Source organism: Parapusillimonas sp. JC17, from assembly GCF_052180245.1.
Taxonomy (GTDB): Bacteria; Pseudomonadota; Gammaproteobacteria; order Burkholderiales; family Burkholderiaceae_B; genus Parapusillimonas.
In genome coordinates this window covers 2,170,727-2,193,925 of record NZ_CP197474.1, presented here as the reverse complement: position 1 = coordinate 2,193,925, position 23,199 = coordinate 2,170,727, and the positions used below count along the sequence as shown (strand labels likewise).

The following is a 23,199-nucleotide window of genomic DNA, read 5'->3' as shown; positions in this document are numbered from 1 at the left end:
ATTAGCCGCCCAGAGCCTTGAGCACCTGGTCGGTAATGTCGACCCGGGGGCTGACTGTGACGGCGTCCTGGATGATCAGGTCGTAGTTCTGTTGCTCGGCGATTTTCTTGATGGCGGCATCGGCCTTTTCGACGATGCTGGAGAATTCTTCATTGCGACGGCGGTTGAAGTCTTCCTGGAATTCGCGGCGCTTGCGCTGCAGGTCGGAATCCAGGTCGGCCAGCTGGCGCTGGCGCTTGACGCGCTCGGACTCGGAAAGCACGGGGGCGTCCTTGTCGAATTTCTGGGCGTCGTTGCGCAAACGGTTGGCGAGGTTCTGGAGTTCGTCGTCGCGCTTCTTGAATTCGGCTTCGATTTTGGACTGCGCAGCCTTGGCGGGCTTGGAATCACGCAGGATGCGCTCGGTGCTCACGAAGCCGATTTTGGTCGCCTGCGCATGCACAGGCGCAGCCACCATGGCGCCAACGCCAAGCACCGCGGCAAGGACCAGGGCGCGATTGCCCCGGCTCATGGCGCGGTTTACAGCAGAAAGTTTTAGTGCGAATTGAGACTTCATGAAAAATCTACCTTGCGAAATAGCAGAGATAAAAGAGTTATTGTGCCATTAATTGAACGACATCAGAAACCAGTGCCGATCTGGAACTGGAAGGCCTGTTTGTCGTCGCCTTCTTTGGCGTTGAGGGCGCGCGCGAATGACAGTTGCAGCGGCCCCAATGGCGATTGCCATGACAGGCCTATACCCGCAGAATACTTCCAGCCGCAAGGATCGGCGGACTGATTGTTGATGCCGCGGTAGCAAACGCTGTTGCCGGTCGTCTGGATCTGGCCGGCGTCGGCGAACACGAACCACCGCAGCGTGCGGTCTCGCGTGGCGCCCGGGAACGGCAAGTATAGCTGCACGTTGCCCACGATACGGCGCGAGCCGCCCAGGTAATCGTTAGTGAGTGTATCGCGCGGGCCGAGCGAAGCGCCTTCGAAGCCGCGCACCGATCCGATGCCGCCGCCGTAGATGTTCTTGATGACCGGGAAGGTCTTGTCGCCAAACGCTTTGCCCCAATCGACCTGGCCATTGAACGCCAGCGTGTAGGCGCGGCCGAACGGCAGATAGTATTGCTGCTGTGCGCTGAGCATGTAGTAGCGCAGGTCGCCGGCGGACAGGTCGCCCGACAGGCGCGTATAGCCGCCCTTGGTCGGCGCAATGGCGCTGTCCCGCGTGTCTTTGGACCAGCCGACGTTGAAGATGACCGCATTGGTGGATTCGCCGTACTCCTTGACGAAGTCCTGGTAGGCTTGCGGGGTGTACTGCGGGCTGAGGTCGGACAGCTTGTTGTGCTCGTAGCTGAAGCCGGCAAAGACGCGGTCGAACTCGGAAATAGGCACGCCGAAGTTCATGCCCGCGCCGATGGAGGTCACGCGGTAGTCGCCGAAGGAATCGCGGCTATCGTAAGGCGTGGTGCGGCGATAGTAGACGGAGGTGGTCTTGCTGATGCCGTCGCGGGTCCAGTACGGGTTGGTGTGCGATACCACGACGGCGCGGTTGGTCTTGCTGGTATTGAGCTGCAAGGACAGTGTGTTGCCGCTGCCGAAGATGTTGTCCTGGCTGATGCCGCCCGACAGGATCAGCTTGTCGGTGGAGCCATAGCCCACCCCGAGGTTGATGAGGCCGGTGGGTTTCTCCTTGACGTCGACGTTGACGTCGATCTGGTCCGTCGAACCCGCGACCGGCGCGGTGGTGACGTTGACATCGTTGAAATAGCCCAGGCGGTCGATGCGGTCGCGAGAGGTCTTGATGCTGCCGGCGTCGTACCAGGCGGCTTCCTGCTGTCGCATTTCGCGGCGTATGACTTCGTCGCGGGTACGGGTGTTGCCGCCGATCTGGATGCGGCGGACATAGACGCGGCGGCCCGGATCCACATAGAAGGTGAGATCCGTTTCGTGGCTTTCCCGATCGAGCACGGGATTGGGGTTGACGTTGGCGAACGCATAGCCGAGCGTGCCGAGGTAATCGGTGATGGCCTTGGCCGTGGCACTGCTCTTTTCCGCCGAGAAGGTCTCGCCTTCCTTGACGGCGACCATGGGCTGGATCTTGTCTTCGAGCCCAAGAAGATCACCGGCGAGCTTGACGCTGCGGACCTTGTAGGGCTGGCCCTCGTGCACGGTCAGCGTGATGGAGATGTCTTGGCGGTCGGGCGAAATCGAAACCTGGGGAGGCTCGGCGGTGTATTCCAGGAAGCCTCGGTTCAGGTAGTAGGAGCGGATGCGCTCGACGTCGCCTTCGAGCTTTTCGCGGGAATACTTGTTGGTACCCGTGTACCAGGTCATCATGCCCGAGCTGGTGAGCTCCATTTCGTCGAGCAAAGTGCTTTCGGAGAAGGCTTCGTTGCCGATGATGCGGATAGAGCCGATCTTGGCGAGGTCTCCTTCGAAAATATCGAAGCTCACGCCCACGCGATTGCGCGGAAGGGGCGTGATGATGGGGCTGACCTCGACCCCGTACTTGCCCTTGGACAGATACTGTTGCTTGAGCTCGAATTCGGCGCGCTCGAGCATGGAGCGGTCAAACACGCGCCCCGGGCCGAACCCGACCTGCGCCAGCGACTTCAGGATGGCCTTGTCGTCGAATTCGCGCATGCCGTTGAAGCTGACGGACGCGATGGTGGGCCTTTCCTGGACATTGACTACCAGCACGTTGTTGGTGGTGTCGATGGACACATCGCTGAAGAATCCCGTGGCATAAAGGCGCTGAATGGCTTCGGCGGCCTGCTCTTCGGTGAACTGTTCGCCCACCTTGACGGGAAGATAGCTGAATATCGTGCCGACATCGACGCGCTGGATACCATTGACCTGAATATCGCGAACCGTGAAGGGGGTGAAGGCTGAAGCGATGCTGGGCGCGAGCAAGGCAGCCAGCAATACTGACATGGCGCGCTTGGAAAAAGGTGGTTTCCGGCTAGACGACATCCTGGACTATCCTTGGACGATTAAATGGTGGAGGATTGTAAGGCACAAAGCCTTTAACTGAAAAGGCGCGTAAAGTCGTTGAAAAATGCCAGCCCCATGAGAGCGGCAAGCAACCCCAGCCCGACGCGCTGCCCGCTTTCCAGCCATTTTTCCGGCAAGGGTTTGCCGCGTATGGCCTCGAAAGCGTAGTACATAAGGTGTCCGCCATCCAGCATAGGGATAGGTAGTAAATTTAACACGCCGATACTAACACTAATCAGTGCCAAAAACCCTATATATGCAGCCAGACCGACGCGCGCGGTCTGCCCGGCATAGTCCGCGATGGTGACGGGGCCGCTTACATTGCGCATGGAGACGTCGCCGGTCAGCATGCGCCCCATCATCTTCAAGGAAAACCAGACCGTATCGGCGGTCTTGGCAATGCCGCGGTACAGGCTGTCGATCAGGCCATAACGGACGGTGACCATGGGGAAATCGGCCGCGAGCATCACGCCGATTCGTCCCACCTGCACGCCGTCGTCGCCGGTATGCGCCTGGGGCACCACGGTGAACGACAGCGGCGCGCCGTCGCGCTGCACCGTGATGGAGACGGGCTGGCCGGGATACTTCTGGATTTCCTCGACCACCGCGCCGGAACCGGGCTTGTCGATGTCGCCGACGGCGACAATGAGATCGCCGTCGCGCAGCCCGGCGGCTTCGCCCGCCCCGCCTGGATTGACACCGCTGATGCGAGGCTGCGGCATGGCAAGCGCCAGTCCGGCCTCCGCCATGAGATCGACGCCCTCGGGTTCGATGGCCACTGCATGCAAGCGCAGTATGCGCTCGCGCGCTTGTCCCTCGCGCGTATCCACCTGCAGCCGGACCTCGCCTCCGGTCGTGAGCGGATCCAGCAGTTGCCAGCGCGCCTCACCCCAGGATTGCACGGGATGCCCGTTCACCGCGGTGATGCGATCGCCCGCCATGACGCCCGCCTGCGCGGCCTGGCTATGGGCGGGCGCTGCGGCCAGGATGGCCGCCGGCTCGCTCGTGCCCACCATGTTCAGGGCGCTGTACAGCAGCGCCGCGAGCAGAAGATTGGCGATGGGCCCTGCGGCGACGATGGCGCTGCGCTGCCGCAGGCTTTTGCGGTTGAAGGCCTGTGCCGCTTGTTCGGCGGTGGCATTCGGCAACGGATCGTCGAGCATCTTCACGTAGCCACCCAGCGGTATGGCCGACAATGCCCATTCGGTGCCATGCCGGTCGCGGCGGCGCAGGACGATCTTGCCGAACCCCACCGAAAAGGTGAGCACCCGTACACCGCACAGCCTCGCGACCCAATAATGGCCGAGCTCGTGAAAGGTGATCAGTACGCCGAGTGCGACGGCGAACGCAAGGAGGGTAAAAAGCATGAAATTCCAGAAATAACGACGATCAGGCCTGCATCGAGCAACGTTGTGACGCGATCTTGCGGGTGTGGGCGTCCAGCGCGAGCACGTCGTCCAGCGAATCGAGCCGGCTGACGGACATGCCGTTTATCTTTTCGAGGCAGTCTTCGATGACGTGGGCGATTTCAGTATACCGAATCTGTTCCTTGAGGAAACAATCGACGGCGACCTCGTTGGCGGCATTCAGGGCGACGCAAGCCGCCTGGCCGGTCTTGAGCGCATCGAAAGACAGGCGCAGGCAGGGAAAGCGTTCGAAGTCCGGCTCTTCGAAGTCCAGGCGGCCCAGCGCCGCCAGGGACAGCAGCCCTACCCCGCTATCGATGCGCTCGGGAAACCCGAGGCCATAGGCGATGGGGGTCCGCATGTCGGGCTGGCCCAGCTGAGCCAGGATGGAGCCGTCTTGGTATTCCACCATGGAGTGGACGACGCTTTGCGGATGCACGACCACCTGGATGCGCTCCACCGGCATGGCAAACAGCCAATGCGCCTCGATGACCTCCAGGCCCTTGTTGAGCATGGTGGCTGAATCGACGGAGATCTTGCGGCCCATGCTCCAGTTCGGGTGCGCGCAGGCCTGGTCGGGCGTGACCGCACCGAGCTGGTCCAGCGAGGTCGTCCGGAAGGGGCCGCCGGACGCCGTGAGCAGCAGGCGCCGGACTCCCTTGGCAGGGTCGGTCGGGGCCAGTGCTCCGTCTCCGCGAGGCATGCACTGAAAGATGGCGTTGTGCTCGCTGTCTATGGGCAGGAGCTCGGCCCCGCTTTCGCGTACGGTGCGCATGAACAGGCCGCCCGCGGCAACCAGTGCCTCTTTGTTGGCCAGCAGCACTCTTTTGCCGGCCCGGGCGGCGGCCAGCGCCGACGGAAGGCCGGCGGCGCCGACGATGGCCGCCATGACCGTCGTGACTTCGGCATCGACCGCGGTCTCGCCAAGCGCCTGCGGGCCGACGCGTACTTCCGGCATCGCCCCTCCCCCTTGCCAGGCCTGGGTGAAGCGCTGTCTGGCAGCGTCGTTGGGAACGACCACGACCTTGGCCCGCGTGGCGGCAGCCTGACGCGCGAGCTTGTCGATCCGGCTGTTTGCGCTCAGCGCGTAGACCGACAGCACGTCGGGATGCCTGGAGATGACGTCCAGGGTGCTCTCGCCGATGGAACCGGTGGACCCGAGCACGCATACACGTTGAAACTTCATGGAATTCAGATCCCCGTCATGAGCATGGCCAGAGGCGCAACCGGCAGCAATGCGTCGATGCGATCATACGCACCGCCATGCCCGGGCAGCAATTGGCTGGAATCCTTGACTCCGGCGCGGCGTTTGAGCAGCGATTCGAAGAGATCGCCGACGATGGACAAGGCGGCCAGGAATACCGACACCAGCACGACGCCCCACCATGGCCATTTCTGGTAGAGCTCCGCGCCGAAGCTGCCTGCCCAGAAGCTGCTGATCCAGATCCAGAGCGTGGCTGCGGCCACGCCGCCGACTGCGCCCTCCCAGGTCTTGCCAGGGCTGACGCGCGGCGCCAGCTTGTGCCGTCCGAAAGCCTTGCCGGTGAAATAGGCGGCAATGTCCGCAAACCAGATCAGCGCCATCAGCGAAACCAGATACCAGGCGCCGCGCGCAATGAATATCTGTACCAGCGCGGCCCAGACCGCGACCATGGCGGCAAATGCGAAGAGGCTGAGTGCGAGCCCTCCGGAGCGCTTGGAGGATTGGCCCTGCATGACCAGTGCGGTGGCCCCGAACACCCAGATCCCAACGACGGCAGGCAGCAGCCAGCGATTGATGCCGGCCTGCAGCGCGAACGCCCAGCCTGCGGGGTCGGCCTCCAGCCAAAAATAGGCAATGCAAAACAGGACGACCGCCGACGCGACGGCCAGGCCGGCCGGCCACCGGGTGTCTGGCTCCGGCCAGGTCAGGCGCAGCCACTCCCAAAGCGCGCAGCCGGCTGTGACCGTAAGCAGGACGACCAGCGGCCAAAGGCTTGGCGCCAGCAGCGTCCCCAGCAATATGGCCAATAGGGCGACCGCCGTGATGACGCGCTGCTTCAACATAGGAGCTCCTGCAAAGTCAGGTTTGATTCACGACCTGTGCGCTGGTACGCCCGAATCGGCGCTCTCGGGTTTTATACCACTCAAAGGCGCGATCGATTTCCTCTCCGCCGAAATCCGGCCAGAAGCCGTCGGAAAAAAAGAGTTCAGTGTAGGCAAGCTGCCAGACGAGAAAATTGGAAATGCGCTGTTCGCCGCCTGTGCGTATGAAAAGATCGGGCTCCGGCGCAAAAGCCATGGACAGGTATTGGGACAGCAAACGCTCGTCGATGGCGTCGGGGTCATCGCCGAGTTCGGGATGCTCGCGCAGCAGCCGGCGCATCGCTTGCAGGATGTCCCAGCGGCCGCCGTAGTTGGCTGCGATGGTCAGATGCAGGGCGCTATTGCCGGCGGTTCTTTGTTCGGCATCGCGGATGAGTTCCCGCAAGCGGTCGTCGAAGGGCGACAGATCGCCGATCACCCGCAGCCGGACCCCCTGCTCTTGCAGCTTGTCGACTTCTTTTTCCAGAGCCTGCACGAAAAGCCGCATGAGCAGTGAGACCTCTTCCTGCGGGCGGCGCCAGTTCTCGGAACTGAACGCAAAAAGGGTCAGGTATTCGACCCCGCGCTGTCCGCAGGCCTCGACGACCCTTCTGACCGCCTGCACGCCCCGCACATGGCCTGCCGTGCGGGGGAGAAATCGCTTGGTCGCCCAGCGGCCGTTGCCGTCCATGATGATGGCCAGGTGGCGCGGGGTGTCCGTGCACAGGGGTACCGAAAGGGTGGAACTGTCGATCATGTATGAGTCCGGAACCTCGTGCTAGACCGTCATGATTTCTGCTTCTTTCTGCGCCACCAGCTTGTCGATCTCGGCAACGTGCTTGTCGGTGAGCTTCTGGACTTCGTCCTGCATGCGGCGCTCGTCGTCTTCGGAGATTTCCTTTTCCTTGACCAGCTTCTTGAGCGTGTCGTTGGCGTCGCGCCGCAGATTGCGGACCGCCACCTTGGCGTCTTCGCCTTCCGTACGCACGACTTTCGTCAGATCGCGGCGGCGTTCCTCGGTGAGGGCCGGCATGGGAACACGGATGTTGTCGCCCATGGAAATGGGATTCAACCCCAGGTCGGATTCGCGAATTGCCTTTTCGACCGGGCCCGCCATGTTCTTTTCCCATACCTGGACGCTGAGTGTGCGGGCATCGACCAGATTGACATTGGCGACTTGGCTGACCGGCACGGGCGAACCGTAGTATTCGACCATGACGTGATCAAGGATGCCTGCGTGCGCACGACCGGTGCGGATTTTGGACAAGCTGACTTTGAGCGTTTCGATCGACTTGCCCATGCGTTGCTCAGCCGATTTCTTGACTTCTGAAAGACTCATTATTGTTCCTTTATCAAACGTGTACCAGTGTACCTTCGTCTTCGCCCGAAACCGCTCTTTTTAGCGCTCCGGCCTTGTTGATGGAGAACACCTTGATCGGCAGCTTCTGATCGCGGCACAGTGCGAACGCCGTGGCGTCCATGACTTCGAGCCGGCGTACGATGGCCTCGTCGAAGCTGATGCGCGCATAGCGCGTGGCATTCGGATCCTTGTTGGGATCGGCGCTGTAGATGCCGTCGACTTTGGTGGCCTTGAGGACGATCTCGGCTCCGATTTCCGCACCGCGCAGTGCCGCGGCGGTGTCCGTCGTGAAGAAAGGGTTGCCCGTGCCCGCGGCGAAGACCACCACCTTGCCTTCTTCGAGATAGCGCAGGGCCTTGGGACGAATATAGGGTTCGACGACCTGATCGATATTGAGCGCCGATTGAACGCGGGTGTCGATGCCGCGATGCTTGAGGGCGTCCTGCAGGGCCAGCGCATTCATGACGGTGGCCATCATGCCCATGTAGTCGGCGGTTGCGCGGTCCATGCCTTGTGCACCGGGCGCGACGCCGCGGAAGATGTTGCCGCCGCCGATGACGATGGCCAGCTCGACGCCCAGCGTGGCGACTTCGGCGATTTCTTCCGTCATGCGCAAGATCGTGGCGCGGTTGATCCCAAACGCGTCTTCACCCATCAGCGCTTCGCCGGACAGTTTGAGAAGAACACGCTTATACGATCTGGTGGTCATAGGTAGTATCCCAGTAAACAATCCAACGAAAGTGTAAGCCAGAGTCGAGCCGACGCGAAAGCGCCGGCTCGACTTTTGCCTGATGAACGATCAAGCGTTGCCGGCTGCCGCCGCCGCGACTTCGGCAGCGAAGTCTTCGGACTTCTTCTCGATACCTTCGCCGACCACGTAGAGCGAGAAGCGGGTGATCTTCGCGCCCTTCTCTTTGAGCATCTGCTCGACGGTCTGCTTGTCGTTCTTGACGAACGGCTGGGACAACAGCGTGACTTCCTTCAGGAACTTCTGTACGGAACCCTCTACCATCTTGGCGACGATCTCGGCGGGCTTGCCGGATTCGGCGGCCTTTTGTTCCGCAACCGAGCGCTCGGCGGCGATGTCGGCGGCGGGCACGCCACTGGCGTCCAGCGCCTTGGGCTTGGTGGCCGCGATATGCATGGCCAGATCCTTGCCGGTTTCTTCCGCGCCGGAGAACTCGACGAGCACGCCGATCTTGCCGCCGTGCACGTAGCTGGCGAGCTGGTCAGCGGTCTCGAAGCGGTCGAAACGGCGGATGGAGATGTTTTCGCCGATCTTGCCCACCAGCGCGGCGCGTGTGCTTTCGACCGTACCTTCGCCCATGGGAAGTTCGTTCAAGGCGGCGACGTCGGCGGGATTCTTTTCGGTGGCCAGCTCAGCGACCTGGTTGATGAACGCGATGAAGTCGTCGTTCTTGGCGACGAAGTCGGTTTCGCAGTTGACTTCGATCAGCGTGCCACGCTTGCCGTCGGCGGCAACGTGCAGCCCGATCAGGCCTTCGGCCGTGACGCGTGCGGCGGCCTTGCTGGCCTTGTTGCCCAGTTTCACGCGGAGAATCTCTTCGGCGCGAGCCATGTCCCCGTCGGCCTCGGTCAGTGCTTTCTTGCACTCCATCATGGGGGCGTCGGTTTTCTCACGGAGTTCTTTGACCATGGATGCGGTAATTTGAGCCACTATTTTCTCCAAATCTTTAAAACACGCCCCGGCCGGGCCGGGGCAACTGCGAAACAATCATGCGGCGGGCCGCCATGGGCGGCGCGCCAGTCCGGCAAAAGCCGGCCCATGGCTTATTCGCGGTCTTCTTCGACTTCCACGAACTCTTCGTCGCCTTCGGTGATCTCTTCGACCAGGCCGTTGAGGTTCTGTTCACGGCCTTCCAGCACGGCATCGGCCATGCCGCGTGCGTACAGGGCAATGGCTTTGGCCGAGTCATCGTTGCCGGGGATGACGTAATCCACGCCGTCGGGCGAGTGGTTGGTATCAACGACTGCAACAACCGGAATGCCCAGGGTACGTGCTTCCGCCACGGCGATCTTGTGATAGCCGACGTCGATCACGAACAGGGCGTCGGGCAGGTTGTTCATGTCCTTGATGCCGCCGATCGCCTTGTTGAGCTTCTCGAGTTCGCGGTCGAACATGAGCGCTTCTTTCTTGCTCATGCGCTCGGTCGCGCCTTCAGCCAGCTGGCTTTCCATTTCCTTCAGTCGCTTGACCGACGTCTTGACCGTCTTGAAGTTGGTCATCATGCCACCCAGCCAGCGGCTGTCGACATAAGGCATGCCGCAGCGTGCAGCTTCCGCAGCCACGAGCTCGCGAGCGGCGCGCTTGGTGCCAACGAAAAGGACGGTGCCGCCACGGGCAGCAAGCTGGCGCACGAACTTGGCCGCTTCCTGATACTTGACGACGGTTTGTTCCAGGTTGACGATATGGATCTTGTTACGCTGACCGAAGATGAACGGCGCCATCTTGGGGTTCCAGTAACGTGTCTGGTGGCCAAAGTGCACACCAGCTTCCAGCATTTCACGCATCAAAGACATAATATTCTCCAAGGGTTAGGTCTTGTACCCATGCTTGCATCCCGCCAAGGGCCCGAAATTTACGGGCGCTACAATGGTCGAAACACCCTTAAGGCGCAGGGCACGCGATTTTTACGAACGGCAGTGTCATTCCTGAAATTCAGGAAAGCCTATAATTCTACTATTTTTCGCCCGTTAGATTCAAGTTGACATGAGCACACTCGTTACCGACCCCACCGACCTCGATAAAATGCGCGCAGCCTGTCAGGCCGCCGCCGCCGCCCTGGACTACCTCGCGCCCCACGTGCGCCCAGGCGTCACCACCGGCGAACTCGATCGGCTGTGCATGGACTACATCACCAACGTGCTCAAGGTCGAATCCGCCACGGTGGGCTACGCGCCTCCGGGATACACCCCCTTCCCCGCCTCCATCTGCACCTCCGTCAACCATGTGATCTGCCATGGCATACCGGGCGACAAGGTCCTGAAGAACGGCGACATCATGAACATCGACGTCACGGTCATCAAGGACGGCTGGTTCGGCGATACGAGCCGCATGTATTACATCGGCGAGCCCTCCATCCTGGCGCGCCGGCTGACCGAAACCACCTACGATTGCATGTGGCTGGGCATCGAGCAGGTTCGTCCAGGCGCCACGCTGGGCGACATCGGCCACGCCATCCAGAAGCATGCTGAGAAGAACGGATTCTCGGTCGTTCGCGAATATTGCGGCCACGGCGTGGGACGCAAGTTCCACCAGGATCCCCAAGTCCTGCACTACGGCAAGCCGAATACCGGCGTACGGCTCGAGCCCGGCATGATCTTCACGATCGAACCCATGATCAACTCCGGCCGCAAGGAAATCCGTACGCTGGCCGACGGCTGGACCGTCGTCACGCGGGACCACAGCTTGTCCGCGCAATGGGAGCACAGCATCCTGGTCACCGACAGCGGCTACGAGATCCTGACCGTATCGGAAAACATGCCCGCGCCGCCCGCCTTCGTCAGCAAACCTTAGCCCTAAGCCATGTCCGCGCCGCTCGTCATGCCTTTGCGAGAACGGCTCGCCGCGCGGCGGGACGAAGCCATACGGGAATTCCGCGAGCACCGCCGGCCCGAAGCCCTGCTGACGGCCCTGCGGCGCATCACCGACCAGGCGCTGCGCGAGCTCGTTCACCTGCACCCGTTGCCCACCGGGTCGACGCTGGCTGCGGTGGGCGGCTACGGACGCGGAGAGCTCTACCCATACTCCGACGTCGATATCCTCATACTCCTGAAGCATTCCCCGACGATTGAAGAAGCGGAACGCATCCAGTCGCTGGTGGCCGCGATGTGGGACCTGGGCATCGAGCCCGGCCACAGCGTGCGCACCATCGAGGACTGCCGCCGCGAAGCGGCGAACGACGTCACCGTCGAAACCGCGTTGCTGGAAGCGCGCTGGCTGGTCGGATCCCGGGATTTGCTGCAGGCATTGCGCAAGGCGATGCGCGAGCAAATGGACCCGCAGGCTTTTTTCCAGGCCAAGCGCGCAGAGATGCAGCAGCGCCATGCCCGGCACCAGGACACGCCCTATGCGCTGGAACCCAACTGCAAGGAGGCTCCGGGCGGGCTTCGCGACCTTCAAGTCCTGCTGTGGATGGCCGATGCCGCCGGGCTGGGCAGCACCTGGAACGAAATTGCCCAGACCGACCTGCTGACGCCCACCGAGTTCCGGGCGCTGCGGCGAGCCGAGAAAGCCTTCAAGCGCCTGCGGATCGAGCTGCATCTGCTCACCGGGCGACGCGAGGACCGGGTGCTGTTCGACCTGCAGCCCGGCTTGGCCGCCATCTATGGCTTCGAGCCGGCCAAGAACCGGCGTCCCAGCGAAATCCTCATGCAGCGCTACTATTGGGCGGCCCGCGTGGTCAACCAGTTGAACACCATACTGCTGCAGAGCATCGAAGAGCTGTTGTTTCCCCTGCCCGAAGACCAGGCCAAGGCGATAGACGACGATTTCTCGGTCTTGCGCGGGCGCCTTGCCACCCAGCGCGAGGATGCATTCGAGCGTAATCCGGCGCTGCTCTTCCGCGCTTTTCTCATCATGCAGGAACGTGCGGACATCGACGGAATCTCGGCGCCCACCCTGCGCGCCATGTGGCATGCAAGGCGACGCATCGACAGCCAGTTCCGCCAGAATCCGGTCAATCGCCGGCAATTCATACAGATCTTCCAGCAGCCGCGCGGCCTGGTCCGCGCCTTGCGCCGCATGACGATGCTGAACATCCTGCCGCGCTACCTGCCCGTGTTTCGCCGTATCGTCGGCCAGATGCAGCACGACCTGTTTCATGCCTACACGGTCGACCAGCACATCCTGATGGTGATACGCAATCTGCGTCGCTTCACCATGCCGGAACACGCCCAGGAATACCCGCTGGCCAGCCAGCTCATGGCCGACTTCGATCGCCATTGGCTGCTGTACATCGCCGCCCTGTTCCACGATATCGCCAAGGGGCGAGGCGGCGACCACTCCGAGCTGGGGGCCATCGATGCGCGGCGGTTCTGCGCTGACCACGGCATTGAAGGCGAGGACGCCGACCTCATCGAGTTCCTGGTGCGCCGGCACCTTGTCATGTCCACCGTCGCGCAAAAGAAAGACCTCAGCGATCCCGAGGTCGTCAGCCAGTTCGCGCAATGCGTGGGCACCGAGCGCAAGCTGACGGCGCTATACCTGCTCACCGTGGCCGACATACGCGGCACGAGCCCCAAGGTATGGAACTCCTGGAAGGGAAAGCTGCTCGAGAATCTCTATCAGCAGACGCTGGTATCGCTGGGCGGCGGCCGCAGCGACACGGGCACGGTGCTGGCCATGCGCAAAGAGGCGGCGGCGACCGACATACGCCTGATGGGCTTGCGGGACGACAGCCGCGACCTTTTCTGGGACGAGCTCGACGTCGCCTATTTTCTGCGCCACGAAGCCAGCGAGATCGCCTGGCATACCCGGCATCTTTACCACAGGGTCAATTCCCCGGACCCGGTCGTCAAGGCGCGGGTGGTGGGGCAGAACGAAGCCCTGCAGATCATGGTCTATACCCAGGATCGCGATGATCTGTTCGTCACCATTTGCCGGTATTTCGACCGCCGCGCCTTCAGCATCCAGGATGCGCGCATACACACCACCCGTCATGGATGGGCCCTGGACAGCTTCATCGTATTGCTGCCGGCCCACGAAAAAGACTACCGCTCGCAGGCAACGCTGGTCGAGCACGAACTCGTCGCCGCGCTGAAGCTGCCGGATGCGCCCGAGGCCGACCCGGCACTTGTTCCGTCCCCCTGGAAAAAAGGATCACGCCGCTCGCGGGTGTTCCCCATCGTGCCCAATGTCGAACTGCAGCCGGACGAGCGCAGCGCATCCTGGAGGCTGTCGCTGACGGCGTCCGACCGGCCGGGACTGCTCTACAGTCTTGCGCGGGTATTCGTCGACCACGGCATCAATCTCAAGATGGCGAAGATTCTTACACTGGGAGACCGGGTCGAGGACATTTTCATCATCGAAGGCGACGCTCTCGGAAACCCCCGAAGCCAGCTACAATTCGAGCGCAACATCCTCGCGACGCTCGACGGCGCGGGCTCCTGATTCTTCCTGACGACGGACGGCATGGAATTCAACGACTTGATCTTCACCTTCGGCCGCAGCTTCCTGTTTGCTTTGGCCACCCTGCTGCCCATTCTCAATCCGCCCGCCGTCGCGCCCATCTTCCTGACCCTCACCGAAGGGGCCAGCACCAATGCGCGCACGCAATTATCCAAGCGCGTCGCCATCAATATTTTCATCATGCTCGCCATCGCCATGTTCGGTGGCAATGTGGTCCTGGGATTCTTCGGCATATCGCTGCCGGTGGTCCGCGTGGGCGGCGGCCTTCTGGTCATCGCCACCGCCTGGCGGCTGGTCGGCGCTTCCGATTACGATGCCAAGCACGCCCAGGACATGGCGGAAGCCTATTCCTTCGACCAGATCCGCTCGAAGGCTTTCTATCCCCTGACGTTCCCCATGATCTGCGGGCCCGGCGCGCTGTCGGCGGCGATCACCATCGGGGCCACCCTGCACGATGAACGCAGCCTGGTCGCTGCCTTCAAGTTCGCCGGATCCTTGCCGGCAATCGCGGCCGCGGCCCTCGTGGTGTATCTGTGCCTGCGCTTCGCCGCCCAGTTCCTGCACAAGCTGGGTCCCAACGGCACGGCGGTGCTGATGCGCCTGTCCGCCTTCATCCTGCTGTGCCTGGGCGTGCAGATCGTCTGGGACGGCCTCCATGAACTGATCATGGGCATCATTCACGACAGTGCCTCCATCCGACGCGCTTGATACATCGAAGGACAACATGACGACCAACAGAATCCTACATGCCATTGCCCTGCTGTGCGTCGCGGCACTGGCCATCGCGCTCGTTTCGCAGCACGTGTTCGACATGCAACCCTGCGCCTGGTGTGTTCTGCAGCGCTTGATCTTCCTGGTCATCGCCGTGGTGTGCTGGCTGGGCGTCCTGACAGGACGCGCCATTCCCGGCCTTCGCCGGCTTGCCGCCTGGCTGGCGGCGCTCCTGGGTATCGGCGGCGTGGTCGCCGCCTGGTATCAATACACCGTCGCGGCGCAGATGTTTTCCTGCGACATGACCTTCGCCGACCGCTTCATGGTTTCATCCGGACTGGACGCCGGCGTGCCTTGGCTGTTCGGCATTTTTGCATCCTGCATGGATGCGCGGGTGGACCTGCTGGGCGTGGAGTATGCCTTGTGGAGCATGGGCCTGTTTGCGGTGGTCATCGTCCTGGGCGCGGTGGCCGGGGTCAGGCTCCAGGGGCGTTGAAATAGGGGTTGTAGGGGTCGGACCCCGGATGGGGTCCGGCCCTAACGCTGCCGGGGTCAGACCCATGGGTCTGACCCCAAAAAGCCCAAAGCCATAGGGGACCCACGGGTCTGACCTCCCATCAAAAGCCCAATTATTCCGGCGCGGTGCTGGTGGACATCTCGCCGGCGGCCGGTCTCAGGCCGCGGGTGCGGCTCAGGCGCTCCAGGTATTCGGCGTCGATATCGCCCGTCACGTAGTGGCCGTTGAAGCAGGACGATTCGAACTGCTTCATGGCGGGATTCCTGTCCCGGATGGACTGCTCCAAATCGGCCAGTTCCTGATACACCAGGCCGTCCGCACCGATTTCCCGGCTCACCTCGTCGGTGTCGCGGCCATAGGCGATCAGTTCCGCCTGCGTCGGCATGTCTATGCCATAGACGTTGGGAAAGCGGACCGCGGGCGCGGCCGATGCGAAATAGACCTTGTTGGCGCCGGCAGCCCGCGCCATGTCCACGATTTCGCGGCTGGTCGTGCCCCGGACGATGGAGTCATCGACCAGCAGGACGTTCTTGCCGCGGAATTCCATGTCGATGGCGCTGAGCTTCTGACGGACTGATTTCTTGCGCACTGCCTGGCCCGGCATGATGAAGGTCCGGCCGACGTAGCGGTTCTTGATGAAGCCTTCGCGGTAGCTGAGATTGAGCTTGGCCGCCAGTTGCATGGCCGAAGGGCGGGATGAGTCCGGAATGGGCATGACGACGTCGATGTCGCCCAGCCGCAAGGATTTGGCCACGTTGTCGGCCAGGTACTCGCCCATGTTCAGGCGTGCGTCGTAGATGGAAACGCCGTCCATCAGCGAATCGGGCCGGGCGAAGTACACGTATTCGAATACACAGGGCGTCAGCACCGGATTCGTTGCGCACTGCCTGCTGCTGAGTTTGCCTTCCAGGTCGATGAAGACCGCTTCGCCCGGCTCGATGTCCCGAACGAGCGAGAACCCGCAGCCGGTCAGCGCCACGGATTCCGAGGCCGCCATCCATTCGGTGCCCTGCTCCGTCTCGACGGAGCCCAGGCACAAGGGCCTGATGCCATAGGGGTCGCGAAACGCCACCATGCCGTAGTTCGCGATCTGGGCGATGACGGCGTATGCGCCTTTCGCTCGGCGATGCACTGCGGATACCGCCTTGAAAATGGCGTCCTCATCCAATGAGCCGCCGCTGGAGGCCTGCTGCAGTTCGTGGGCAAACACATTCAGCAGCACCTCCGAGTCGGAGTTGGTGTTGATATGGCGCCGGTCGACGCGGAACAGCGCCTCGCGCAGCTCACGCCAATTGGTCAGATTGCCATTATGGACGAAGGTGATGCCGAAGGGCGCATTCACGTAAAAAGGCTGCGCCTCGTCGACGCTGTCGCTGGAGCCCGCGGTGGGGTATCGAACCTGGCCCAGGCCGCTGTTGCCCGGCAGGGAGCGCATGTTCCGCGTACGGAAGACGTCGCGCACCAGACCATGGGCCTTGTGCATATTGAAAAACTGGTCATGCGAGGTTGAAATGCCGGCGGCATCCTGCCCGCGATGCTGCAACAGGAGCAAGCTGTCGTAAATCAACTGGTTCACGGGGCCGCGGCCTGCTACCCCCACTATTCCACACATTTTCTATATTCCTGTGAATATCAATACGGTAACCACGATGCAAGCGAGGGCGGCAACAGCAGCTTGATCTGCTGCACGCCCTGGATGGCACTGCGGGAAAGACGGGCATCCTGCCACCAGGGTTCTTTCGGCAAGTCGGTATAGCCGGCCATCACCACCAGCAACAACACGAAGACGACGCCCCGCAACAGGCCGAACAAGGCGCCAAGGCCGTGGTCCGCCGGCGTCAGGCCGGTCTTGTGGATCAGCGTGGCCAGGGTGACGTTGACGAGCCCCACCAGCAGCAGCACAACGATGAAGACCAGCCCGTAAGCGGCGGCGGTGCGCAACAATTCATTGTCGATCCAGGCGGCCAGCCAGATCGACATCAGCGGCCCCCACCAGACGGCGGCCAGAAAGGCGACGATATAGGCGACGAGCGAAAGCACTTCCTTGACCAGGCCGCGTAGCAACCCCAAAAAGGCCGAAAAGGCCAGGATGGCAAGGACGAGGTAGTCGAAGCTGGTCACTTAGTGGAAATGAAGCCGTTGTCGTAACCCAGCGCCCTCAGCCGCGCCTGCGCGGCCTGGGCTGCATCGCGCGTCGGGAAGGGGCCGACGCGCAAGCGGTAGGTGGGCTTGCCGCCAGAGCTTGCGTTTTCCACATAAGCGTTGGTCACGCCGGCCGAAACCAGGCGGTCGCGACGTACTTGCGCGTCCTTGTCGTTGGTATAGGCGGCGATCTGGAGAATGAAGCTTCCCGAGCTGGACGCGGCGGGCGCCGTCTTTGAAGGCGTGCGGCCTTCGAGCAGCGCAATGGCCACCGAGCCGTCGTCCGTACGCTCGGCCGTTGGCTTGGTTTCCTTGGGCTTGGGCTCTTCTTTTTTGGTTGGCTTGGGTTCGGCTGCAGGCTCGGGCTTGCTGGACGGGGGCGGCTCCGGCGGAGCTTCGGTCACGGCCGGCGGAGGCGGTTCTATCGTGGCCGTCCCGGTATCGGCGGGTGCTTCAGCAGTGCCTTCGGCCGGCTGCGCGGGCTCGGGAGTTTGACTGATGGTGCCCGAAGCCCCCGGGCTGACCGGGGACGGCGCCATGGCGAGGCCGCCCTCGCCCGGCGCGACGATGGCCGGCACGACCAATGGACCCGCCGCCTGGTCAACGGGTTCGGTGGAGTCGAACAGCATGGGTACGATGATGACGGCCGCCAGTACCAGCACCAGTGCGCCGATGAGGCGGCGACGCGCCCGGCCGCGGAGTTCGTTGACCTGAGCTTCACTGGAAAGAGACGAACGCCGTCCCGACACTGGAGCGGACTCGTTACGAGAAAACAATCCCATGGAGCAAAAAACCTATCTGGTAAACAAGCGGCCAGCCGGCGAGCTTGAACTACGTGACCTGCCGTCCCAATTCCTTCAACACGGGTCCGACAGTCGAAAAAGATCCGAACACGAGAATTCTATCATTCTCGGATGCCTGTTTTCGTGCCTCCGTAAACGCTTGTACCGGATTATCAAAACTGGAAACGGTTACCGCCTCGGCGTTCAGAACGGGGCGCGCGGCCGGCTTGACTCCCGGCCGCCCGGCGGGCGCGTCGTGGGACGGCTCGGAAATGCGCTTGAGCTCGACGCTGGCCTGCTCGAGCGTTTCCTTGCCCGTCACGCTTTGGACCGCTTTGCGCACCAAGGCTGCAAGATCTTCGCCGGACGTGCCCCGCGGACCTTCCAGGCCGGCGCAGTACCAGCGGTCCACCCGGTTGGCCAGTTTGGCGACGACGCTGATCATGTCCTTGTCGTTGAGCATGCCCACCACCGCATGCGTATGCGGGAAATATCCCATGTTGTCCAGGTTTTGCCCAAGCGCGGCGGCCGCGTGCGGATTGTGGGCCACGTCCAGCACGATGGTCGGCGTGCCCGGCAGTATCTGCAACCGCCCCGGCAAGGCGACCTGCGCCAGGCCGATGCGCACCGCCTGCTGCGGCACCACCAGCTGCGGCCGCAGCGCCTCGAGGGCGGCCAGGGCGGCGGAAGCGTTGAGCAACTGGTTCGCGCCACGCAGCGCCGGATACGCCAGCCCGCTGCGCCTCTGGCCGCGCCCGCCGTAGGCCCACTGCTGGCGATCACCGGAGTAATTGAAATCCTTGCCGAACAGCCAGAGGTCTGCGCCGATGTCCTTGGCATGCTCGAGTATGGTGTCGGGCGGCATGGGGTCGGCGCAGATGGCGGGCTTGCCCGGCCGGAAGATATGGGCTTTCTCCCAACCGATTTTCTCGCGCGTATCACCCAGATAGGCCGTGTGGTCGATGTCCACGCTGGTGATGACCGCGCAGTCGGTGTCCACGAGATTGACCGCATCCAGCCGGCCGCCCAGCCCGACTTCCAGCACCGCCACGTCGACGCGCTGCTCTTCGAAGAGCATCAGCGCCGCGAGCGTGGTGTATTCGAAATAGCTCAGGGTGGTGTCGCCCCGGGCGTCCTCGATGACCCGGAACTGGCGGATGATCTGGCCATCATCGGCCATGTCGCCGTTCAGGCGTATGCGTTCATTGAAATCGATCAGGTGCGGCGATGTGTACATGCCCACTTTGTAGCCGGCCGCCAGCAGTATGGCCTCGAGCATGGCGCAGGTGGACCCCTTGCCGTTGGTGCCGCCCACCGTGATCTTGACGAACGGCAGCTTGAGCCCAAGCTTGTCGGCCACCCCCTTTATTCTTTCGAGCCCCAGATCGATGGCGCTGCGGTGCAAGGTTTCAAGATAGCCGAGCCATTCCTGCAAACCGGAAGACTCGTTGGGAACAAGACTGGACATAATGGATGCTTCTGTAAAAAAACGGGCGGCAGGTGCCGATATTAGCACCTGCCGCTGATGCAACGGCGTTTGCCCGCGCCCGGGTAACGGACTTTATTTGCGCCGGGCCGGCGGCAGATCGGTACAACTGCCCTCCGCGACCTCGGCCGCCATGCCGACGGACTCGCCCAGCGTGGGATGCGGGTGTATGGTCTTGCCGATATCCACCGCGTCGGCGCCCATCTCGATGGCCAGGGCGACCTCGCTGATCAGGTCGCCGGCATGCGTGCCGACGATGCCGCCGCCCAGCACGCGATGGGTTTCCGCGTCGAACAGCAGCTTGGTGAACCCTTCGTCGCGCCCGTTGGCGATGGCGCGCCCCGAAGCCGCCCAGGGGAACAGGCCCTTGGTGACTGCGATGCCCTCTTTCCTGGCTTCGTCCTCGGTCAGGCCGACCCAGGCCACTTCGGGATCCGTATACGACACCGATGGGATGACGCGCGCGTCGAAGAAGCTCTTCTGCCCCGCAATGACCTCGGCCGCCACATGGCCTTCGTGCACGGCTTTGTGCGCCAGCATGGGCTGGCCGACGATATCGCCGATGGCGTAGATATGAGGCACGTTCGTGCGCATCTGCTTGTCGACCTCGATGAAACCGCGGTCGGTCACGGCGATGCCCGCTTTCTCTGCGGCGATCTTCCTGCCGTTGGGAGAGCGGCCCACCGCCTGCAGCACCAGGTCGTAGCGCTGCGCCTCTTTGGGAGCGTTCTTGCCTTCGAAAGTGACCCAGATGCCGTCGTCGCGGGCCTCGGCAGCCACGGTGCGCGTTTCCAGCATGACGTTGTCGAAGCGCGATGCGTTCATTTTTTCCCAGACCTTGACCATGTCGCGGTCCGCGCCCTGCATCAAGCCGTCCTGCATTTCGACGACGTCCAGCCGGGCACCCAGGGCGGAATACACCGTGCCCATTTCGAGGCCGATGATGCCGCCGCCGATGATGAGCATCTTCTTGGGAATGGATGCGAGCTTCAGTGCGCCGGTGGAGTCCACGATACGGGGATCTTCGGGCAGGAACGGAAGCTTCACCGACTGGCTGCCCGCCGCGATGATGGCGGACTTGAACTTCACGGTCGTCGTCTTGCCGTCCACGGTGATCGACAAGTGATGCGGATCCGCAAAAGCGCCGACGCCGGTCAGCACCTTGACCTTGCGTGCCTTGGCCATGCCGGCCAGGCCGCCTGTCAGCTTGGACACCACGCCGTCCTTGTAGGCGCGCACGCCGTCCAGATCGATCTTGGGCTCGCCGAAGCTGATGCCGTGCGAAGACAATGAGCGGGCTTCTTCAAGCACCGCCACGGTGTGCAGCAGCGCCTTGGAAGGTATGCAGCCCACGTTCAGGCACACGCCGCCCAGCGTGTCGTAGCGCTCGACGAGCGCCACGGACAGCCCCAAGTCCGCCGCACGGAAGGCGGCCGAATAGCCGCCCGGCCCCGCGCCCAGCACCAGGACGTCGAACTCCGCGTCCGATTGGCCCGTATAACTGGCGGCGGCGGGTACGGCCGCCTGCGCGGGCCGTTCGTCGGCAACCGCGGCTTGCGGCTTGGCGGCTTCAGGCGATTCCGCAGGCGCGGCGGCTTCCTTGCCCGCACCCTCCGACGCTTCGATCCGTACGATGGCCGTGCCTTCCGCGATCTTGTCGCCCACCTTGACCAGGACTTCCTGGACGACCCCGGCGCTGGCTGCGGGGATCTCCATGGAAGCCTTGTCGGACTCGACCGTAATGAGGCTTTGCTCGGCCTGGATGGTGTCCCCTTTCGCCACCAGCACCTCGATGACTTCCACTTCCGTGAAGTCGCCGATATCGGGCACTTTCAGTTCAGTTGTGCTCATATGCGCTCCTAGAGGGCGATGCGACGGAAGTCGGCAAGCAAGGCGCCCAGATAGGCGTTGAATCGCGCGGCGGCAGCGCCGTCGATGACGCGGTGGTCATAGGACAGCGAAAGCGGCAGCATGAGGCGCGGGATGAACTTCTTGCCGTTCCAGACCGGCGCCTGCGTGGACCGCGACACGCCCAGGATGGCGACTTCGGGGGCGTTGATGATGGGGGTGAAATCGGTGCCGCCGATGCCGCCCAGCGACGAAATAGAGAAGCATCCGCCCTGCATCTGGCCCGGAGACAGCTTGCCGTCGCGTGCGAGCTTGGCGAGTTCGGCGGTTTCCTTGGCGAGTTCGAAGATGCCTTTCTTGTCGGCATCGCGTATGACGGGCACGACCAGGCCATTGGGCGTATCGGCCGCGAAACCGATGTGGAAATAGTGCTTGTAGACGAGGTTGTCGCCATCGAGCGATGCGTTGAACTCGGGGAACTTCTTCAGCGCAGCCACGACCGCCTTGATCAGGAAAGCCAGCATCGTGACCTTGACGCCGGATTTCTCGTTCTCTTTGTTGAGCGTCTGGCGCAGCTCTTCGAGCTCGGTGATGTCGGCTTGATCGTTGTTGGTGACGTGGGGAATCATCACCCAGTTGCGATGCAGATTCGCGCCGGAGATCTTCTTGATGCGCGACAGCGGCTTGGCTTCGATGTCGCCGAACTTGGCGAAGTCGACCTTGGGCCAGCCCAGGACGTTCAGCCCGCCGCCCGCCGTGGGCGCCGTGGCGGCCGCCCCTGCGCCGGCGCCGCCCGCCAGCGCTTGCTTCACGTACTGGCGGACGTCGTCCTGGGTGATGCGGTTCTTGGTGCCGGTGCCGCGCACCGATGCCAGGTTCACGCCAAGCTCGCGGGCGAACTTGCGCACCGAAGGCGAGGCATGGGGCAGATTGCGCAAGGGCACATCGGCCTCGGCAAAGGCTTCGGTGGGGGAATGGCGCTCGGGCGGGGTCGAAGCCAGGGATGCGCCATTGGACGGCTCGTCCTGGGATGGGGCCGCTGCCGCGGCTGGCTCGTCGGACCGCGCGGGCGCGGGCTCGGCGGCGGGTTTCGCCTGGGCGGGCTCGGCCTTGGCCGCCGCCCCGGTCGCGCGCAGCTCGATGATGTCGGAGCCTTGATTCACCTTGTCGCCCAGCTTGACCTTGATCGCCGTGACGACGCCCGCATGAGACGAAGGAACCTCCATGGAGGCCTTGTCGGATTCCACGGTGATCAGGCTTTGCTCGGCCGCGACGGTATCGCCGACCGCAACCATGATCTCGATGACTTCCACGTCGGTCGCATCACCGATGTCGGGTACGGCCACCGTTACCGACTGGCCGCCCGACTGGGCTTGCCCCTTGGGCTCGGCCGGTTCTTCGGATTGGCCTGCCGCCGCGGGGGCCGCATCGGCAGCCGTGGCCGGCGGCTCGGCCGCTGCCTGCTTGGCCTGAGGCTGGGCCGCGTCGCCGCCCTCTTTGGCGCCTGCGGATTCAAGTTGGACGATGACCGAACCTTGCTTGACCTTGTCGCCGACCTTGACCGAGACCGATTTGACGACACCCGCCTGCGAGGAAGGGATCTCCATGGAGGCCTTGTCGGACTCCACCGTGATCAGGCTTTGTTCGGCCGCGACCGTATCGCCCGGGGCCACCAGTACCTCGATGACCTCGACCTCGCTGAAGTCGCCAATATCCGGAACTTTCACTTCGATCGTATTGCTCATATCAG

Annotated in this window: 20 protein-coding genes; 4 read left to right on the top strand and 16 right to left on the bottom strand. The window is 62.9% G+C overall.

Features of this window, described 5'->3' with window-relative positions; all coding sequences use genetic code 11:
* Window position 1: 1 nt before the first annotated feature.
* The 10 genes from ACSBPU_RS10580 to rpsB all read right to left on the bottom strand — a co-directional run bounded on the left by ACSBPU_RS10580 (window position 2) and on the right by rpsB (window position 10,353).
* Window positions 2-556 carry an OmpH family outer membrane protein gene (locus ACSBPU_RS10580; protein WP_442597936.1) on the bottom strand — a complete coding sequence of 185 codons (555 nt, stop codon included), beginning with the start codon at window positions 554-556 and terminating at the stop codon, window positions 2-4.
* A 62-nt stretch (window positions 557-618) separates the two neighbouring features.
* The gene (gene bamA, locus ACSBPU_RS10575; protein WP_442597934.1) at window positions 619-2,961 is read right to left on the bottom strand and encodes an outer membrane protein assembly factor BamA; all 2,343 of its coding nucleotides are present in this window, start codon (window positions 2,959-2,961) and stop codon (window positions 619-621) included.
* 53 nt (window positions 2,962-3,014) lie between these two features.
* Window positions 3,015-4,349, bottom strand: coding sequence for an RIP metalloprotease RseP (rseP, locus tag ACSBPU_RS10570; protein ID WP_442597932.1), 1,335 nt, complete (start codon window positions 4,347-4,349; stop codon window positions 3,015-3,017).
* A gap of 22 nt (window positions 4,350-4,371) precedes the next feature.
* Window positions 4,372-5,574 (bottom strand): 1-deoxy-D-xylulose-5-phosphate reductoisomerase, encoded by a 1,203-nt coding sequence (gene ispC / locus ACSBPU_RS10565; protein ID WP_442597930.1) that lies wholly within the window; start codon window positions 5,572-5,574, stop codon window positions 4,372-4,374.
* A gap of 5 nt (window positions 5,575-5,579) precedes the next feature.
* Complete coding sequence (locus ACSBPU_RS10560) at window positions 5,580-6,434, bottom strand: phosphatidate cytidylyltransferase (protein WP_442597928.1); 855 nt, start codon at window positions 6,432-6,434, stop codon at window positions 5,580-5,582.
* Between the two features lie 16 nt (window positions 6,435-6,450).
* Window positions 6,451-7,209 carry a polyprenyl diphosphate synthase gene (uppS, locus tag ACSBPU_RS10555; protein ID WP_442597926.1) on the bottom strand — a complete coding sequence of 253 codons (759 nt, stop codon included), beginning with the start codon at window positions 7,207-7,209 and terminating at the stop codon, window positions 6,451-6,453.
* Between the two features lie 21 nt (window positions 7,210-7,230).
* The gene (gene frr / locus ACSBPU_RS10550) at window positions 7,231-7,791 is read right to left on the bottom strand and encodes a ribosome recycling factor (protein ID WP_180069427.1); all 561 of its coding nucleotides are present in this window, start codon (window positions 7,789-7,791) and stop codon (window positions 7,231-7,233) included.
* 13 nt (window positions 7,792-7,804) lie between these two features.
* Window positions 7,805-8,521 (bottom strand): UMP kinase, encoded by a 717-nt coding sequence (gene pyrH / locus ACSBPU_RS10545; RefSeq protein ID WP_180069430.1) that lies wholly within the window; start codon window positions 8,519-8,521, stop codon window positions 7,805-7,807.
* Window positions 8,522-8,611: 90 nt separating this feature from the next.
* Entirely contained in the window at window positions 8,612-9,490 is an 879-nt protein-coding gene (gene tsf / locus ACSBPU_RS10540) for a translation elongation factor Ts (RefSeq protein WP_180069432.1), read from the bottom strand.
* 113 nt (window positions 9,491-9,603) lie between these two features.
* Entirely contained in the window at window positions 9,604-10,353 is a 750-nt protein-coding gene (gene rpsB / locus ACSBPU_RS10535) for a 30S ribosomal protein S2 (RefSeq protein ID WP_180069434.1), read from the bottom strand.
* A gap of 190 nt (window positions 10,354-10,543) precedes the next feature.
* Between rpsB and map the strand changes: the two genes are divergently transcribed.
* The 4 genes from map to ACSBPU_RS10515 are packed head-to-tail and all read left to right on the top strand — an operon-like array spanning window position 10,544 to window position 15,170.
* Window positions 10,544-11,350, top strand: coding sequence for a type I methionyl aminopeptidase (gene map, locus ACSBPU_RS10530; RefSeq protein ID WP_442597922.1), 807 nt, complete (start codon window positions 10,544-10,546; stop codon window positions 11,348-11,350).
* A 9-nt stretch (window positions 11,351-11,359) separates the two neighbouring features.
* A complete protein-coding gene (locus ACSBPU_RS10525) occupies window positions 11,360-13,945 on the top strand; it encodes a [protein-PII] uridylyltransferase (RefSeq protein ID WP_442597920.1) in 2,586 nt (861 codons plus the stop codon).
* 21 nt (window positions 13,946-13,966) lie between these two features.
* Window positions 13,967-14,671, top strand: coding sequence for a MarC family protein (locus tag ACSBPU_RS10520; protein WP_180069442.1), 705 nt, complete (start codon window positions 13,967-13,969; stop codon window positions 14,669-14,671).
* Window positions 14,672-14,687: 16 nt separating this feature from the next.
* A complete protein-coding gene (locus ACSBPU_RS10515; protein WP_442597917.1) occupies window positions 14,688-15,170 on the top strand; it encodes a disulfide bond formation protein B in 483 nt (160 codons plus the stop codon).
* A gap of 133 nt (window positions 15,171-15,303) precedes the next feature.
* Here ACSBPU_RS10515 and purF read toward each other — a convergent pair whose 3' ends face one another.
* The 6 genes from purF to aceF all read right to left on the bottom strand — a co-directional run bounded on the left by purF (window position 15,304) and on the right by aceF (window position 23,194).
* A complete protein-coding gene (purF, locus tag ACSBPU_RS10510) occupies window positions 15,304-16,803 on the bottom strand; it encodes an amidophosphoribosyltransferase (RefSeq protein WP_442597915.1) in 1,500 nt (499 codons plus the stop codon).
* Between the two features lie 20 nt (window positions 16,804-16,823).
* Window positions 16,824-17,312: a CvpA family protein gene (locus tag ACSBPU_RS10505; protein ID WP_180069453.1), complete on the bottom strand. Its 489-nt coding sequence runs from the start codon at window positions 17,310-17,312 to the stop codon at window positions 16,824-16,826.
* On the bottom strand, window positions 17,309-18,115 hold the full coding sequence (locus tag ACSBPU_RS10500) for an SPOR domain-containing protein (RefSeq protein WP_442597913.1): 807 nt from the start codon (window positions 18,113-18,115) through the stop codon (window positions 17,309-17,311). Before ACSBPU_RS10500 ends, ACSBPU_RS10505 begins: the two co-directional genes overlap by 4 nt.
* Before the next feature lie 49 nt (window positions 18,116-18,164).
* On the bottom strand, window positions 18,165-19,583 hold the full coding sequence (gene folC, locus ACSBPU_RS10495; protein ID WP_442597911.1) for a bifunctional tetrahydrofolate synthase/dihydrofolate synthase: 1,419 nt from the start codon (window positions 19,581-19,583) through the stop codon (window positions 18,165-18,167).
* Between the two features lie 93 nt (window positions 19,584-19,676).
* Window positions 19,677-21,452, bottom strand: a complete 1,776-nt coding sequence (lpdA, locus tag ACSBPU_RS10490; protein ID WP_442597909.1) for a dihydrolipoyl dehydrogenase — start codon at window positions 21,450-21,452, stop codon at window positions 19,677-19,679.
* Between the two features lie 8 nt (window positions 21,453-21,460).
* Window positions 21,461-23,194 carry a dihydrolipoyllysine-residue acetyltransferase gene (gene aceF / locus ACSBPU_RS10485; protein WP_442597907.1) on the bottom strand — a complete coding sequence of 578 codons (1,734 nt, stop codon included), beginning with the start codon at window positions 23,192-23,194 and terminating at the stop codon, window positions 21,461-21,463.
* Between the last annotated feature and the right edge of the window lie 5 nt (window positions 23,195-23,199).